We start from the raw sequence: 16,540 nt of genomic DNA on the forward strand, positions 1-16,540 counted from the left end.
ACCGGAAAAATGCACCGGCAACTTCTCAAACGCCAGGACGCGCGCTAGAGTCCGACGACAATGGCGATCTGCCTCCAGCCATCGGACGGAAGGATTCCGCCCGTTAGCCTATCGGGTCGCCTGGAACCTGCGGAACACAACAACAAGAAGCCCCTGGCTCCAAGGAGATGGAACGATGACAAGCCGTCCGCTTGTACGTCTGCTGTCTGCGTTCGCTGCGCTCACGTTCACTGCTGTCTACCCCCTCTTCGCTTCGGCCGACACCGCCGGGGACTTGCTCAACCTCCACCAGATGCGCCTGGCCGCACAACGCAGCCTCGGCGATTTCTTCATGTTCAATGCGATGGAGGGCGACCAGAAGTACGCCAAGCTGGTCGCCGCCTCGTCTCAGAATGCCGGTGATGCCCTGGGCAAGATCGGCGAGATGCCGGGTACCGAATCCGCGAAGCTGAAAGCCCAACTGCAGGAGCAATGGAAAGGCTATGCGACGCAACTGCAAACTCTGACCGGGACCCTCGACAAGAGCGGCTACACCGACCTCCAGCCCGTGGCCGACCTGGCCGCGCAGAACCGCAAGCTGCTGAACACCGCCGAGCAGCTCTACACCAGAATCCAGGATGAAAGTGGCAGCAAGGTTCCACCATTGACCCAGCAGACCCGCGAGCAAAGCCTGTTGATGCAGGACATCGCCGTGGACTACGCCTCGCGCAACGCTTCGGTGGGAGCAAGCTTCTTCGGCGGCGGCGAAGAGCGCCCGCTGGACGATCTGGCCAACCGCTTCGCGATCAATCTGGTGAAGCTGCAGCAGGCGCCGCAGACCACTCCCGAGATCGGCAAGGCGCTGCGTTCGGTAGCCATCAAGTGGCACTACATCGAGAAATCGCTGCAGAACTACAACCAGAACAGCGTGCCGTTCCTGATAAACAAATACTCCGATCGCATCATCGAAGATCTGGAAGAAGTCTCCGGTCTCTACGCCGCCCAACAGAGCTGACGGCCGGCGCGCGCTCAGGCATGTCGCTTCAGGAATTCGGCAACCCGTTGCAGGTCGTCGCCATTGCCGCGCTCGCCCCAGTACAGCGCCAGGAACTGGGGCGTTGCCTCGACCATGTAGACGTCCCTCGGCAGACTGGCAAGCGCATCGGCCAGCTCCTGCGGAGCGCTCGCCTCACGCCAGCGATCGAGCCAGACGCCCGGGGCGCTCTGCCAATAGCACCAGACGTCACGATTCCGGCCGCGCGCGCGATGGTACTGCGCGCACTGGCGTGGCGGCTGCCGCTCCATCCAGTGCGGCCATTCCTGGCGCGCGATCTGCATGGCCAGGCCAAGGCGCCGTGCCTGCAGGCGCAGCTCCATCTGGCCGCGCTGCCCTCGGGAGGGGATCAGCCAGGTCAGGGGGCTCAGCACCAATGCGATGAGCAGGATCACCATCCACGTGGTCATATCGGTTATACCGGTCAAACAGGTCAAGCACGGCCATTGGGGCCATACTGATAATCAACGAGTCCCCCGGAGGAGACGCTCATGCCCTACCAACACATTCTGGTCGCCGTCGACCTTACCGAAGAATGCGATCCGGTGATGAAACGGGCCGTCGCCCTGGCCACCGCCAACCAGGCCAGGCTCTCGGCGGTGCACGTCGTCGAACCGATGGCGATGGCGTTCGGCGGCGACGTGCCGATGGACCTCTCGATGCTCCAGCAGCAGCAGTTCGACCAGGCCAAGGAGCGCCTTCACCAGTTCACCCTGACCTACCCGCAGATCACCGGCTCCCAGTGCCATCTGGTCTACGGCCAGCCACGCCAGGAAATTCACCGCCTTGCCGACGAGCAGGGCTGCGACCTGATCGTCGTCGGCAGCCACGGCCGACACGGTCTCGCCCTGCTGCTCGGCTCGACCGCCAATGACGTACTGCACGGTGCGCCCTGCGACGTGCTCGCCGTACGCCTGCAGAAAACCACCTGAAGCGGCCGGCGGGCCCCAGGGGCCCGCCGGTCACAGTCTCAGATCATGTCGCCGCTCATCAGCAGCGGACGCACCTTCTGCAACTGCGCCTCCAGCGAATAACTCATGCTCGACGCCATCGAGAAGAAACTGAGGAACGCCTTCAGGTTGGAATCGCCGTCGCAGGTTTCGTGGATGCGCTGCCAGAATGCCTGATTCACCAGTTGCAATTGCTGGAACTGCCTCACCAGCCCCTTCAGCTCCCAATCCGCATGCCGGCCTTCGCGGAAGTTGAAATACTGCCGCATCAGGTACAGCGACACCGCGCGCAGGATGAACTCCTGGTTGCTGGCAAAGGGCAGGTGTTGCTGCGCCATCGGCTTGAGCTTGCCCAGCAGCGGGCAGGCGCTGGTAGCCATGATCACCCCGAGCAGCGCGCGCAAACCCTCTTCCAGACCGGCTCGCTTGGTGTACTCGCGCTCAGGCGTACGTACCTGAACCTCGACCTTCTTGAAGGCCGGCAGCCCGCGGAAGTCCTCGATCACGCGGTGCAGGTCCACCGCAGCGGGGCAATGACTGCGTTGCTGCGGACTCAGCGGGCAATTGCTGCACTGGTTGTACTCCAGTCGCGTCCAGCGCGGCGCCTGTCCGGCGGTATCCGGGTCATAGTCGCGCTCCAGCTCGATGCGGTAATTGAACTCGTGTTCATCATCCAGGGTGATGCGGTATTCGATTGCCATTCGGCCATCCCTAAGAACCTGTTCGAAATATGCTGTGCGTCGGCATAACGGCGTTGAAAACACGCTCGGTGTGCTCAATTACAGCACGCAAAATCCGCTTCCTCGGCTGCTTCTGCCTTGTTCTGCTCCAACTCGCGGGAAGCTGGACAGGCTCTAGCAGTCTTTGATCAGCGATACGCACTCACAGACACATCACAGAACCGAACGGATCATTCTTCCAGTTCGGCCCAGCGTTCGATCAACCGGTCCAGCTCTTCCTGCAGGGAACCCAGGCGCGCCAGGGCAGCCTGGGTTTCGCCCTGCGGGCGCTGGTAGAAGTCCGGCGATGCGGTTTCTTCCTGCAGCGCTGCCAGTTCGCCTTCCAGGGCGTCGATCTGCCCGGGGATGGCTTCCAGTTCGCGTTGCAGCTTGTAGCTCAGCTTCTTCTTCGGCGCCGTCTCCACTGGTGCACTCACCGCCGACGGCTGCTCGGTAGCGGGCGCAGCAGCGGGTTTGTCGCCCTTCTCCTCCCCCACGCCGAGCAACTTGGGCGAACCGCCCTGGCGCAGCCAGTCCTGATAACCGCCGACGAATTCGCGCACGCGCCCTTCGCCTTCGAACACCAGAGTGCTGGTGACCACGTTATCGAGGAAGGCTCGGTCGTGGCTGACCATCAGCACGGTGCCGTCGAAGCTCAGCAGCACCTCTTCCAGCAGCTCCAGGGTTTCCACGTCCAGATCGTTGGTCGGCTCGTCGAGCACCAGCAGGTTGGCCGGCTTGCTGAACAGCTTTGCCAGCAACAGGCGTGCCCGCTCGCCGCCGGAGAGCGCCTTCACCGGAGTGCGGGCGCGCTGCGGGGAGAACAGGAAGTCGCCCAGGTAGCTGAGGACGTGGCGATTCTGCCCGTTGATCGTGATGAATTCGCGACCTTCGGAAATATTGTCGATGACGGTCTTCTCCGGCTCCAGTTGGTGACGCAACTGGTCGAAGTAAGCCACTTCAAGCCGGGTACCCTCCTTGACGCTGCCGGAGGTCGGCTGCAGGTCGCCCAGCAGCAACTTGAGCAGCGTGGTCTTGCCGGTGCCGTTGGCACCCAGCAGGCCGATACGGTCGCCGCGCTGTAGCACCAGGGAAAAATCACGGATCAGCGCTGGACCTCCCGGATGGGCGAAGCTGGCGTTCTCGACGACTATCACCTGCTTGCCGGACTTCTCCGCCGTCTCCAGCTGGAAGCTGGCCTTGCCCTGGCGCTCGCGGCGCTCGGCGCGCTCGTTGCGCATGGCCTTGAGCGCGCGCACTCGGCCTTCGTTACGGGTACGGCGCGCCTTGATGCCCTGGCGGATCCACACTTCTTCCTGGGCCAGGCGCTTGTCGAACAGCGCGTTGGCTGCCTCTTCCGCCGCCAGTTCCTGCTCTTTATGAACGAGGAAGCTGGCGTAGTCGCCATTCCAGTCGATCAGGTGGCCGCGGTCCAGTTCGAGAATGCGGGTGGCCACGGCCTGCAGGAAAGCGCGGTCGTGGGTGATGAACAGCACGGCGCCGGGGAAGTCCGCCAGGGCGTTTTCCAGCCAGGCGATGGCGCCGATGTCCAGGTGGTTGGTCGGCTCGTCCAGCAGCAGCAGGTCGGGCTCGGCGACCAGCGCCTGGGCCAGCAGCACGCGGCGGCGCCAGCCACCGGAGAGCTCGGCGAGGGTCTTGTCGGCCGGCAGTTGCAGGCGGCTCAGCGTGGTGTCCACCAGTTGGCCGAGGCGCCAGCCGTCGCGGGCTTCCAGCTCCTGCTGGACGCGGGCGAGCTTGGCCAGATCGTCCTCGGACTCGATGTGCATGCTCAGGTGGTGATAGCGAGCCAGCAGCTCGCCCACCTCAGCCAGCCCCTCGGCGACCACGTCATAGACGGTGCGATCATCAGCTCGCGGCAGCTCCTGCGGCAACTCGCCGATCTTCAGCGAAGGCGCGCGCCAGATGTCGCCGTCGTCAGGTTTCTGCTCACCCTTGACCAGCTTGAGCATGCTCGACTTGCCCGTGCCGTTGCGGCCGATGACGCAAACCCGCTCGCCACGGGCAATCTGCCAGGACACCTTGTCCAGCAACGGCGTGGTGCCAAAGGCAAGGGACACATCGGTGAACTTCAGCAGGGTCATGAGCCATCTCCACAAACAGGGCGCGCAGTTTACGGGAAAGCGCGAAAAAGTCAGAGCCTCGCAAGTCATCGGGCCTGCCGAGAAGGCGGTCGTGCTTTGCCGCAACGGCTACCAGCGGCGCTTTCACCACTCCCCTGCAACGGCTAAGCTACCGGCAGCGGGCGCGAGCCATCGGGCGCCCTCCGTTCATATTTCCGGAAGTGCCATGCGCGGTCGCCTTTTCACACTGCTTTCCTGCCTGTTCCTCAGCCTGTCTGCCCAGACGGCCCATTCAGCGTCCCTGCCCCAGCAGCGCCAGATGTACGACGAGGCGCAGAAGGCCCTCGCCCGTGGCGACAGCGGCCCGTACTTCCGCTACCAGTCGGCGCTCGCCGATTATCCGCTGGAACCCTACCTGGCCTACGACGAGCTGACCAACCGCCTCAAGAGCGCCAGCAACGGCGAGATCGAGCGCTTCATCACCGATCACGGCGACCTCCCGCAGATCAACTGGCTGAAACTGCGCTGGCTGCGCCAACTGGCCGATCGCGGCGACTGGAATACCTTCGTCAATTACTACGACCCGAAGATGAACTTCACCGAACTGGACTGCCTCTACGGCCAGTACCAGCTCGGCCACGGCAAGAAGGCCGAGGGCTACGCCACCACCGAGAAGCTCTGGCTGGTCGGCAAGTCCCAGCCGGACGCCTGCGACACGCTGTTCTCGGTCTGGCAGGCCGACGGCCAGCTCACCGAAGAAAAAGTATGGAAACGCCTTAAGCTCGCCGCCGAGGCGCGCAACTATGGCCTCGCCACGACCCTGTCGAAGCGCCTGCCGACACTCGGCAACCAGGGCATGCTGATGGTCAACGTGGCGCAGAATCCCACGCAACTCAGCCAGACCACCCGCTTCACCTCACGCGATCACGCCACCGCCGACGTGGTCGGCCTGGGCCTGCGGCGCCTGGCCAGACAGGATCCGGAAAAGGCCATCGGCCTGCTCGACTACTACGAATCGGTGCTGCCCTTCTCCACCGACGAGAAAGTTTCCATCGCTCGAGAGATCGGCCTTAGCCTGGCGCGCCGCTACGATTCGCGCGCGCTGCCGCTGATGGAAAAGTACGACCCGCAACTGCGCGACAACACCGTCACCGAATGGCGGCTGCGCCTGCTGCTGCGCCTTGGTCGCTGGGAGGACGCCTACCAGCTGACCCGCGCCCTGCCGCCGGAACTGGCGGAAACCAACCGCTGGAAGTACTGGCAGGCCCGCGCCCTGCAACTGGCCGAACCGCAGAACAAGCAAGCGCTCAACCTGTACCAGCCGGTGGCCCGCGAGCGTGATTTCTATGGCTTCCTCGCTGCAGACCGGATAAACGCGCCGTACCAGTTGAACAACCGCCCGGTATCGCCCGACCCGCGCACCCTGCAGCGCGTGCGCAATGCCGCAAGCACCCGTCGCGCGCTGGAGTTCTACGCCCGAGGCGAAGTCATCAATGCACGCCGCGAGTGGTATCACGCCGCACGCCTGCTCAGCCATGACGAACTGCTGGCCCAGGCGAAGATCGCCTACGACATGCAGTGGTACTTCCCCGCGATCCGCGCGATCAGCCAGGCCAAGTACTGGGACGACCTCGACATCCGCTTCCCGATGGCGCACCGCAATACCCTGGTACGTGAGGCGCGCAACCGCGGCCTGCACTCCAGTTGGGTGTTCGCCATCACCCGCCAGGAAAGCGCCTTCATGTCCGACGCACGCTCGGGCGTCGGCGCAACCGGCCTCATGCAACTGATGCCAGCCACCGCCAAGGAAACCTCGAAGAAGTTTGGTATTCCGCTGGCCTCGCCGCAGCAATTGATCGTGCCGGACCTCAACATCCAGCTCGGCGCCGCCTACCTGAGCCAGGTACACGCCCAGTTCAACGGCAACCGCGTGCTCGCCACCGCTGCCTACAACGCCGGCCCCGGCCGCGTGCGCTCCTGGCTGAAGGATGCACGCCATCTGGCCTTCGACGTCTGGGTGGAGACCATTCCGTTCGACGAGACCCGCACCTACGTGCAGAACGTGCTGTCCTACGCGGTGATCTACGGGCAGAAGCTCAACGCCCCGCAACCCATCGTCGACTGGCACGAACGTTTCTTCGACGAACTCTGACCAACCCACCGCCCGGCCTACGCCGGGCGGTTCTTCATCACCCTTCGGAAAAGGACATTCCCATGCTCAAGACACCCCTCGCCTGCGCCACCCTGGCCGCCGGCCTGCTCTGCGCCGACCTCACCCTGGCCGCCTGCGAAAAGCCGCGCAATGCCTTCGACAGCGTGTACTGCCTGAGTACCGAGTACGCCCAGGTCGATCGCGAGCTGAACCAGGAGTTCGGCACCCTGCGCAAGCTGCTGAACGACAGCCAGAAAGCGGCGCTGAAGAAGAGCCAGCTCGCGTGGATCAAGGACCGCGATGCCCAGTGCAGCTACGAGCGCGACGGCGGCTACTTCGTCAACCTGCAATGCGCGGTGGACAAGACCCAGGAGCGCCTGGGCGTGTTGCGCGAACGTGAGCGCGAGTGCCAGAGCACCGGCTGCGTGGACAGCAAGCTATAGATTCCACGCCATCCAGGCGCGCCAGCCTTATTCCAGCACTTCCACCGGCATCCCGACGCGCAGTTCCCCTACCCCCTCGGGCAGCAGGTTCTGGCCGAACAACGCCTCACCGTCGACATTGCGATACTGCAGCAAGGTAGCCAGTGGCTCGCGGCCCGGGTCTCGCTCGCCAGTCCGCGGATCGATGGTGGTAAGGATGCAGCGCGAGCATGGCTTGGCCACTTTGAAGATGACATCGCCGATGCGGATGCGCTTCCAGCCGTCCTCGGCGAACGGCTCGGCACCGGCCACCACCAGGTTCGGGCGGAAACGCAGCATTTCCAGTGGCCGGCCAACCTTGGCGGACAGGTCATCCAGCGACCCCTGACCGATCAGCAGCAAGGGAAAACCATCGGCGAAGTGCACGTGCTCGCCGGGTTGCGCGTAGGCGGTGTCGACCTGCCGGGCGCGCTGCTCGGGCATCTGCACCAGGCGCACCGGGCGTGCCAGGAAGGTGCTCAACCACTGCGCGGCGGCATCACCGGCGTCCGGCACCTGCAGCATATCGCGCCAGATGATCACGCCACGCAGATTGTCGTCGCGACCCGGCACCTCGACGACCAGATCGTCCATCCCCGGCGCACTCAGGCGCAGGGCGCCGAAGCCATCCTCCCAGCGCGCCTCGATGCGGCCCATCTGCGGCAGCAGACGCTGAGTCAGGAAGCGCCCGTTGGCAGCCTCGACCACCATCCAGCGACGGTCACCCTCCAGCCCTAGCGCATCCAGACGGATCGACTGCAACGGCTCGTTGGCGGTGGACTTGACCGGGTAGCGGTACAGCTCGCTAAGGGTGAGCATCGGGGGGGCATCCTTTCTTCGTTCAGGCCAAAGCGACCTTATACGGCGCGGGCCACCCTGCTCGCAATGCCAAAGCAGCCGCGCGATGCAGACGAGTGCAGGGCCGTGCCTGGCCGGATGGCGACTGGATGGAGATCACCGCCCCTGCGAGCCGCGCTGTTCGCGCCCCACAGAATCGGAATCACGTTACGCGGGGACTTTCTCCAGTCGCCGGCGCACCACTTCCACCAACTGGTCCGGCTGGAACTTGGAAAGGAAATCGTCGCAGCCGACCTTGCGCACCATCGCGTCGTTGAAGCTCCCCGACAGCGAGGTGTGCAGCACCACGTAGAGGTCGCGCAGACGCGGGTCGTTGCGGATCTCGGTGGTCAGCCGGTAGCCGTCCATTTCCGGCATCTCGGCATCGGTGAAGATCATCAGCAGCTTCTGCTCCATGTCCTGCCCCTCGTCAGCCCAGCGCTTGAGCTGCTGTAGGGCGCGCAGGCCATCGGTAGCGACATGCAGGCGCAGCCCGAGCTGGCCCAGGGTGTCGCGCAACTGCGCGATGGCAACGCTGGAGTCGTCCACCACAAGCACCTCACGCCCACGGGTCTGCTCAAGCAACTGGTCGTCCAGGCGATCGGCGGATACGCGGGTGTTCATCGGCACGATCTCGGCCAGCACCTTCTCGACATCGATGATCTCCACCAGGCGGTCGTCCACCTTGGTGATCGCTGTCAGGTAGTGCTGGCGTCCGGCCCCACCGGGCGGCGGCTGCACGGCTTCCCAGTTGAGGTTGAGGATGCGCTCCACGCCCCCCACCAGGAATGCCTGCACCGAACGGTTGTACTCGGTGACGATGATGGTGCTGTTCGCATCCGGGGTCAGCGCGCGCATACCGATGGCCCGCGACAGATCGATTACCGGCAGCGTCTGCCCGCGCAGGTTGATCACCCCGCAGATCATCGGGTGCCGCTGCGGGATCAGCGTCAGGCGCGGCAACTGCAGGACTTCCTGCACCTTGAACACGTTGATCGCGAACTGCTGGCGCCCGGCGAGGCGGAACACGAGGATTTCCAGGCGGTTCTGTCCCACCAGCTGAGTACGTGAATCGACGCTGTCGAGAATGCCGGCCATGCCTGCTCCTGGTTCGAAATGAGTCGTGCGGGAACGCTATCGGCCGGAAATCGCCAAACGAGATACTGGCCGAGAGCCATCATGCCCGACTCTCTCGCTCGCCACCAGTGCAGGTCAGCGGGTCGCAGGCGGCTTACCAAGCAACGGCGACCCCTGGGGCAGGTGCATGGACAGAGCCGCCGGTAGCACCTCGAAGCGCAGGTGCCGCCCCTCCAGCGGCTCGCCATCGAGATTCACATCCAACCCTTCGACCGCATCGACCTCCAGCCACGGCAGGCGTGCGCGGATGAACGGCTCCTGGCCACCAAGCCCACTGCCCAGCAGCGCACCGAGCGCGCCAACCATGTCCTGCGGGGCAGGCAGGATGCTGACATCCAGCAGCCCATCGTCGATTCGCGCCCCCGGACAGAGCACATGACCGCCACCCGCCTGACGGCCATTGCCGATACCCAGCGCAAGAAACTCTCCTTCCCACTGGAAATCCGGCCCCCGGAATCGCCCGCGCGCGGCGTGCACTTCGGAGAAGCGCGTCAGGCCGGTCAGCAGGTAGGCCGCGCCGCCCAGCAACTTCTTCAGGTCCTCCGGGGTATTGGCCGTTACCTTCGAACCGAACCCGCCGGTGGCCATGTTGAGGAACAACTGATCGTTCACCTCACCGATATCGACCGCGCGCGGCGGCTTATCCAGCAAAGCCAGCGCCGCTGCGGGCTCCAGCGGCACTCCGGCAGCCCGGGCGAAGTCGTTGGCGGTGCCCAGCGGCAGGATAGCCAGGCTGGCCGGTTGGCCGGAGCGCACCAATGCCTGGGCAACCTCGCGCACGGTGCCGTCGCCGCCCCCGGCTAGCAGCGTGGTGTAGCCGGTGGCCAGCGCCTCGCCGACGATGCGCCGCGCGTCACCGCCCTCCCAGGTAACCCGAACATCCAGCGTGCGCCCCGAGGCGCGCGCAGCCTTCACCGCCTCGCGCACCTCGTCGTTGGCTGCCTGCTTGCCATGCAGAATCAGCATGGCCCTGGGTCGCGTCATGATCGGTCTCCTCCCGATGGTTCCACTCACTATGATGGACCCAGATTAACGGGCGGAAATTGCACCAGCCTCGATCCAGTACTCAGGCCGGGTATCCGGTGATCTCACGAATGCTCTGGTACAGCGGTTTCAACTGCCGGTACATGCGCTGGTAGACCTCGTTGTAGAGCCGCTCATAGGTACGCTGCGCTTCCGCGCGCGGATGGAAGACATCGCCGACGCGGGTCATGCGGGAGATGGCGCTGGCGAAGTCCGGATACAGTTTCAGCCCCACCGCGCAATCGATGGCTGCGCCCAGCCCGGACGCTTCGTAGACGTGCGGGCGCTCTGCCGGCAGGCCGAAGATGTCGGCGGTAAGCTGCATCGCCGCGTCACTCTGCGAACCGCCGCCCGCCACCCGCAGGCGCTCGATGCGGGTGCCCGAGCGTTTCTCGATGCGCTCCTTGCCCTGGCGCAACGCATAGGCCAGACCTTCGAGAATCGCGCGGTAGATGTGCGCGCGGGTGTGCACGTCGCCAAAGCCGATGATCGACCCCTTGGCTTCCAGGCCCGGCTCGCGGATGCCTGGCGTCCAGTACGGCTGCAGCATCAGCCCCATCGAACCGGCCGGAACGCTGTTGACCAGGTCGTCGAACAGCTTCTCCGGTTCCACCCCAAGCTCGGCGGCGCGCTGCATCTCGCGCAGGCCGAACTCGCGCTTGAACCAACTGACCATCCAGAAGCCGCGGTAGATCATCACCTCGGTATTGAAGTGGTCGGGAATCGCCGCCGGATAGGGCGGGATCAGAGGGATGGTCTCCAGGTAGCGCGAGCGGGTGGTGTTGATGGTCGCGGTGGTGCCATAGGACAGGCAGGCCACCGTGGGATCGATTGCGCCCGCACCGAGCACCTCGCACGCCTTGTCCGCCCCCGCGGCAATCAGCGGCAGCCCTTCGGGAATACCCGTGAGACGGCTGGCCTCGGCGGTGATCTCACCCAGGCGCTCGCCGGGCTTGTACAGCTCCGGCAGTTGCTCGCGGCGAACCTCCAGCGCCTGCCATTTCCAGTCGCGCGGCGCGGCCCATTGCAGTTTCTTGTAGTCGAATGGCAGGTAGGCAACGCTGCATGCCACCGAATCCACATAGCGGCCGCACAGGCGATGAGTCAGGAAGCCGGACAGCAGCAGCACCTTGTGGGTGCGTCGATGGATATCCGGCTGCTGCTGCGCGACCCAGTTCACTTCGGCCTGGGTGCGGAAGTAGTCCACCGCGCCCTGCGCGCCCACCAACTTGAACAGCCAGCCCCACGGCCCGCGGATCGGGTCGCCCAGCTCTGCGCGGCGCTGGTCCAGCCAGATGATCGCCGGACGCAGTGCCTGCCCGGCTTCGTCGACATGGATCACCGTGCCACGCTGGGTGGTCAGGGACACGCCGCGGATGCGGCTGCGGTCGATATCGACGCTCGCCCACAGGCGACGGCAGGCTTCGCCCAGTTGCTCCCAGTAGTACTCCGGGTGCTGTTCGGCCCAGCCGGGGTTATCGGAGAAGTAGGCTTCCAGCTCCACCTTGCCCTTGCCCAGCAGATTGCCGTCGAGGTCGAAAAGCAGCGCTCGCACGCTCTGGGTGCCGTTGTCAATGGCCAGCAGATAGTTCTGTTCGCTCAAGGTGCGATCCTTCTTGTTGTTATTCGGCTGCCGGCAGGCTGTAGCTGCGCCGCCAGAGCGCCAGATAGTCCTGTTCTTCGCGCTTCCAGCGCGCGTCGTCCCAGCCCAGGCGTGGCTGGCACAGCGCGCGGATCTTCGGTAGCTCGGCGCGGGCGCCGTCGGCCAACAGCAGGCCGACGCGGGTCCGGCGCAACAGCAGGTCGTCCAGATGCAGTACCAGCTCGCCTTCCGCCGCCCAGGCCAGCTCCGCCCAGAGGCAATCGGTATCGCCGACGCGAGCGGCGCCCACCGTCCGCAGCAGCCGCGCCAACTCCGGCACAGCCCGGCCATAGCGACCGCTCAGGCGGCGCGACTGGCCTTGCGTCAGCCCCGGCAAGGCGGCATCCGGAGCCGGACTGAAGACGTTCTCCGCCGCCGCATCCAGCGGCCGCTGCAGCATCGGCGCACAGGCTGCGAGTACCTCCAGTGCCAGCAGGCGGAAGGTGGTGAGCTTGCCACCGGCCAGCGTCACGCAGCCGGGCTCGACCCATAGTGCGTGTTCGCGCTTTTCGTCCGACGGCTTGAGCGACGCCTCGCCATCGCTGACCACCGGCCGCACACCGGCCCAGGTAGAGCGCACGTCGGCGGCGGTGATCCGCGCCGACGGGAACTGCTGCGCGCAGGCGGCCAGCAGGTAGTCCAGTTCCTCGCGACTGATCGCCGCGTCGTCATCCAGCGTCTCGCGGTGGTCCAGATCGGTCGTGCCGACCACTGTGGCGCCTTCCCAGGGAAAAACGAACACCGGGCGCTTGTCTTCGCCGTGCATGAAGCTGAAGGCGTGGGCCACCGGCAGGCGCCAGGCCGGCAGCAGCAGATGGCTGCCGCGCAACGGGCGGATGTGCTCGCTGCCCTGCTTGTGGCGCAACGCATCGGCCCAGGCGCCAGTCGCCAGCGCCACCGCGCGACTGCGGAATGTGAGACGCGCACCACTTTCGCGGTCCTCGGCGACCAGCCCGCACACCCGGCCGTCGCGGCGGTCGAGCTCGACCACGCGCAAGCCGTTCAGCGCTTCGCCGCCTTCGGCCCGCGCTTCGCCGAGCACCCGCATGACCAGCCGCGCATCGTCGGTTACCGCATCCTGGAAGCGGGTGCCACCCAGCAGGCGATTCTCCTTCAAGCCCGGAGCCAGATAACGCAGCTCCTCCAGGCGATAGAAGAGATGGTTGCGTCGCCCCGCCAGCGCGTCGTACAGCGACAGCAGCGTACCGAACACCCGCGGGCCGGGGAAGCCGCCCTGGTAATGCGGCATGATGAAACTAAGCGGATCGACCAGCCCGGGCGCCTCGCCCAGCAGGCGCTGGCGTTCGCGCACCGAATCGCGGGTCAGGCCGAACTGGCCCTTGGCGATGTAGCGCAAGCCACCGTGGACCATCTTCGACGAACGACTGGAAGTGCCCCAGGCGAAATCGCGCTGTTCGATCAGCAAGCAGCGCCAACCGCGCCGCGCGGCTTCCCGCAGGATGCCGGCGCCGCTGATGCCGCCGCCTACCACGATCAGGTCCCAGTCGCGCGCCGCCAGTTCCGGCAGCGCCCGGGCGCGCCAATCGGCGTTCCATGCGGGCATGGGCTCAGTCCTGCAGCAAGGTGCCGGGGTTGAGCCGGCCGGAGGGATCGAAATGCCCGGCCAGCGCCTTGATCGCCGCCATGCCCAGAGGGCCTTTTTCCAACGTCAGGTAGGGCGCGTGGTCCTTGCCGACACCGTGCTGGTGGCTGATGGTGCCGCGGTTCTGGGCGATGGTCTGGCTGGCGGCATGCTTGAGCTTGCTCCAGCGTTCCAAGGTTTCCGCGTAGCTGCCGGCCGGACGGAACACATAGGTGGTGTAGATACTCGACCCTTCGCCATAGACGTGGGACAGGTGGGTAAATACGTGTACGCGCTCGCCCTCCGCGGCCAGGCCGTCGCGCAGGCTGGCTTCGATGCGGTTCAGCAGATTGTCGACGTTGGACCAGTCGGTGGCAGTCTCCAGCGTGTCGACCACATAGCCGTTCTCCCACAGCGCCTCGCGCAGATAGGGGAAGCGGAAGCGATTCTGCGCCCACTTCCTGCCCAGCAGGGTACCGGTGAACACGCCACCAAAGCCCTTAAGCAGACGCCGCGCCGCGCGCAGCGAGGTGGCGTTCTGCGCACGATCGCCAGTGACGCCGAAGGTCAGCATGCACTTGCCCTCGCCCGCGCCACGCATCTTCAGGTAACGCTCCAGCCAGGCGATCTGCCCCGGATGGCCGGCGAGCGCCAGTTGGGTCTGGGTTTCGACGGCGTTGGACAGGCGCAGCATAGACAGCGGCACCCGTGCCTGGGCCAACGTGCGGATGCCTTCCAGCGCCTGCTCCCAGGACGGGAGGAACACCGCGTAGAAACGCTCGTCAGCGGCGATCCGCGAAACGCGCACCTTCACCGACGACAGGATGCCGAAGCGCCCCTCGGAGCCCATTACTACTTCGCGCAGGTCCGGGCCGGCGGAGGATGCCGGGAAGGTCGGGATCTCCAGGCTGCCGGCGAAGGTTTCCAGGGTGCCGCCGGCGAACAGTTGCTCGATGCGCCCATAGCGCAGCGACTGCTGGCCGCTGGAGCGACTGGCGACCCAGCCACCGAGGGTGGATAGCTCCCAGGACTGGGGGAAATGCCCAAGGGTGTAGCCTCGGGCCCGAAGCTGGCTTTCCACCTGCGGGCCGTTGGCGCCGGGGCCGAAGGTGGCGATCAGGCTCTGTTCGTCCAGGTCCAGCAGGCGATTCATGTGCTCCAGGGAAACCGTGAGCACCGCCTTGTCCGACTCCGGCGGATTGATGTGGCCGGCAACCGACGTGCCGCCGCCATAAGGGATCACCAGGCAGTCCCAGAGTTCGGCGAAGCGCAGCAGCTCACGGATCTGCTCGGCGGTCTGCGGGTAGGCCACGCCATCGGGGAACACGCCGAACTCACCTTCGCGCATCGCCAGCCAGTCTGGCAGGCTCTGGCCACGGGCATGCAGCAGGCGGTCGCGCGCTTCGCGCACTACCAGCGGATGTTCCGGCAAGCGCGATGCCGGGACTTTCGCCAGCACCTGCTCCAGTGTCGCGTCCGGCAGCGTCTGGCCCGGGCCGACCAGTTCGGCGAGAAAGCCGCGCCCATTTTCCGGCAGTTCCACTACTGTCGTTTCCTCACCCCAGCCGTTCCAGCGTCGCATGCCCGTTCCTTTTAATCAGGGTCAGTTCAAGTGCCATCGAACGCAGCAGAGGCAAGACAGACGCGGGCAACGACATGAGCCGCTACCCCGCCAACCAGACTCGTCGATGCGTCGAGACTTCTCCCGTGGCACCTGGCTATTTCGATGCCGCGTAATGGCTGCCTATACTAGCCAGCCGCCCTGCCCTGTCACTGTCGAATGAAGACAGGCGCAGTTGCCGATCGAGACACCAGAACAAGAACGAGCGCCATGCATTCCCTCGGCTATACATCCGTCCCCGCGCTACTGAAGTACCTGCGCCATGCCGAACATCTCGGCATGGATGTCAACGTCGCCCTGCAGGCCGCCGGCCTTGAGCGCTCGCAGTTGAACGACAACAGCCAGCGCCTGCCCAGCGAGGCCCACGAGCGCCTGCTGCAGCACCTTTGTGCGCACTCCAACGATCCACTGTTCGGCCTGCACTCGGCGCGCTTCGTGCAGCCGGGCTCGTGGAGCGTGCTGGGTTACATCACCATGAACTGCGCCAACCTGGGCGAGGCGATGGGGCGCATCATTCCCTACGAGAAGCTGGTCGGCGACATGGGCACCAGCCAGCTCGAGACCTCCGCCGACCATGTGAAGCTGATCTGGAACTGCCGCCACGACGCCGAACCGATCCGCCGGCACATGGTGGAGAACGTGCTGGCCTCCTGGCTGCTCTACGCACGCTGGATCGCCGACACCAATGGCTCGCCGAAGGAAGTCTGGTTCCAGCATGCGCAGCCCGAGGGCACCGACATCGCCGAATACGAGCAACTGTTCGGCTGCCCAGTACGTTTCGAACAGCCATGCAGCGCGCTGCTGGTGCCGCTGCCCCTGCTCGCCTACCCGCTGCGCCAGGCCGACGCCAACCTGTTGCGGACCCTGGAAGAACACGCCCTGGCAATGATGGCCGAGCTGGACGACGACGAGCCCTTGCCGCTGCGAGTGAAGAACGCACTGCGCCTGCTGCTCAAGGACGGGCTGCCGCGCAAGGAGCGTGTCGCGGAGCGTTTCGAGATGACCGTGCGCACCCTGCAGCGCCACCTGCAGCAGGCCGGCACCAGCTACCAGCAGATCCTCGACGAACTGCGCCAGGAGCTGGCCGAGCACTATCTGGTGCATAGCGACCTGCCGATTCAGGACATCGCGCAGTACCTGGGCTTCACCGAGTCGCGCTCATTCCACCGCAGTTTCAAGGGCTGGACCGGACAGACACCCGGCGAGTACCGCCAGCAGCACAAGAAAACGCCGGTCTGAGACCGGTGTTTTTCATGCGGGATCGTGGAGAGCCCCATACTCCCAGGGCTGGCATCGGCGCAA

At 65.4% G+C, this 16,540-nt stretch carries 14 protein-coding genes; 5 read left to right on the plus strand and 9 right to left on the minus strand.

Annotation, left to right across the window (positions count from 1 at the left end; all coding sequences use genetic code 11):
• Nucleotides 1-175: 175 nt before the first annotated feature.
• Nucleotides 176-994 carry a hypothetical protein gene (locus tag OU419_RS19630; protein ID WP_254475004.1) on the plus strand — a complete coding sequence of 273 codons (819 nt, stop codon included), beginning with the start codon at nt 176-178 and terminating at the stop codon, nt 992-994.
• A 14-nt stretch (nt 995-1,008) separates the two neighbouring features.
• Here OU419_RS19630 and OU419_RS19635 read toward each other — a convergent pair whose 3' ends face one another.
• Complete coding sequence (locus tag OU419_RS19635; protein WP_254475002.1) at nt 1,009-1,443, minus strand: hypothetical protein; 435 nt, start codon at nt 1,441-1,443, stop codon at nt 1,009-1,011.
• 81 nt (nt 1,444-1,524) lie between these two features.
• Between OU419_RS19635 and OU419_RS19640 the strand changes: the two genes are divergently transcribed.
• Nucleotides 1,525-1,965: a universal stress protein gene (locus OU419_RS19640; protein WP_254475000.1), complete on the plus strand. Its 441-nt coding sequence runs from the start codon at nt 1,525-1,527 to the stop codon at nt 1,963-1,965.
• Nucleotides 1,966-2,003: 38 nt separating this feature from the next.
• Here OU419_RS19640 and OU419_RS19645 read toward each other — a convergent pair whose 3' ends face one another.
• Together OU419_RS19645 and OU419_RS19650 are read right to left on the minus strand one after the other, a co-directional pair.
• The gene (locus tag OU419_RS19645; RefSeq protein ID WP_254474998.1) at nt 2,004-2,684 is read right to left on the minus strand and encodes a DUF6901 family protein; all 681 of its coding nucleotides are present in this window, start codon (nt 2,682-2,684) and stop codon (nt 2,004-2,006) included.
• Nucleotides 2,685-2,893: 209 nt separating this feature from the next.
• Nucleotides 2,894-4,804, minus strand: a complete 1,911-nt coding sequence (locus OU419_RS19650) for an ATP-binding cassette domain-containing protein (RefSeq protein ID WP_254474996.1) — start codon at nt 4,802-4,804, stop codon at nt 2,894-2,896.
• A gap of 205 nt (nt 4,805-5,009) precedes the next feature.
• Between OU419_RS19650 and OU419_RS19655 the strand changes: the two genes are divergently transcribed.
• Nucleotides 5,010-6,935, plus strand: coding sequence for a transglycosylase SLT domain-containing protein (locus OU419_RS19655; RefSeq protein WP_254474994.1), 1,926 nt, complete (start codon nt 5,010-5,012; stop codon nt 6,933-6,935).
• A gap of 62 nt (nt 6,936-6,997) precedes the next feature.
• Nucleotides 6,998-7,378, plus strand: coding sequence for a lysozyme inhibitor LprI family protein (locus OU419_RS19660; protein WP_254474991.1), 381 nt, complete (start codon nt 6,998-7,000; stop codon nt 7,376-7,378).
• A 27-nt stretch (nt 7,379-7,405) separates the two neighbouring features.
• Here OU419_RS19660 and OU419_RS19665 read toward each other — a convergent pair whose 3' ends face one another.
• The 6 genes from OU419_RS19665 to OU419_RS19690 all read right to left on the minus strand — a co-directional run bounded on the left by OU419_RS19665 (nt 7,406) and on the right by OU419_RS19690 (nt 15,199).
• A complete protein-coding gene (locus OU419_RS19665) occupies nt 7,406-8,215 on the minus strand; it encodes an MOSC domain-containing protein (RefSeq protein WP_254474982.1) in 810 nt (269 codons plus the stop codon).
• A gap of 186 nt (nt 8,216-8,401) precedes the next feature.
• Nucleotides 8,402-9,331, minus strand: a complete 930-nt coding sequence (locus OU419_RS19670) for a chemotaxis protein CheV (protein WP_254474980.1) — start codon at nt 9,329-9,331, stop codon at nt 8,402-8,404.
• 114 nt (nt 9,332-9,445) lie between these two features.
• Complete coding sequence (yegS, locus tag OU419_RS19675) at nt 9,446-10,354, minus strand: lipid kinase YegS (RefSeq protein ID WP_254474978.1); 909 nt, start codon at nt 10,352-10,354, stop codon at nt 9,446-9,448.
• 82 nt (nt 10,355-10,436) lie between these two features.
• Nucleotides 10,437-11,996 carry an FGGY-family carbohydrate kinase gene (locus tag OU419_RS19680; protein ID WP_254474959.1) on the minus strand — a complete coding sequence of 520 codons (1,560 nt, stop codon included), beginning with the start codon at nt 11,994-11,996 and terminating at the stop codon, nt 10,437-10,439.
• 19 nt (nt 11,997-12,015) lie between these two features.
• Nucleotides 12,016-13,599 (minus strand): glycerol-3-phosphate dehydrogenase/oxidase, encoded by a 1,584-nt coding sequence (locus OU419_RS19685; RefSeq protein WP_254474957.1) that lies wholly within the window; start codon nt 13,597-13,599, stop codon nt 12,016-12,018.
• 4 nt (nt 13,600-13,603) lie between these two features.
• Nucleotides 13,604-15,199: an FAD-binding oxidoreductase gene (locus OU419_RS19690; protein WP_254474955.1), complete on the minus strand. Its 1,596-nt coding sequence runs from the start codon at nt 15,197-15,199 to the stop codon at nt 13,604-13,606.
• Between the two features lie 249 nt (nt 15,200-15,448).
• On the opposite strand from OU419_RS19690, the gene gliR reads away from it, so the two are divergent.
• Entirely contained in the window at nt 15,449-16,477 is a 1,029-nt protein-coding gene (gene gliR, locus OU419_RS19695) for an AraC family transcriptional regulator GliR (RefSeq protein WP_254474953.1), read from the plus strand.
• The last annotated feature ends 63 nt before the right edge of the window (nt 16,478-16,540 follow it).

The sequence above is a fragment of the Pseudomonas triclosanedens genome (genome assembly GCF_026686735.1).
GTDB classification, from domain to species: domain Bacteria; phylum Pseudomonadota; class Gammaproteobacteria; order Pseudomonadales; family Pseudomonadaceae; genus Pseudomonas; species Pseudomonas triclosanedens.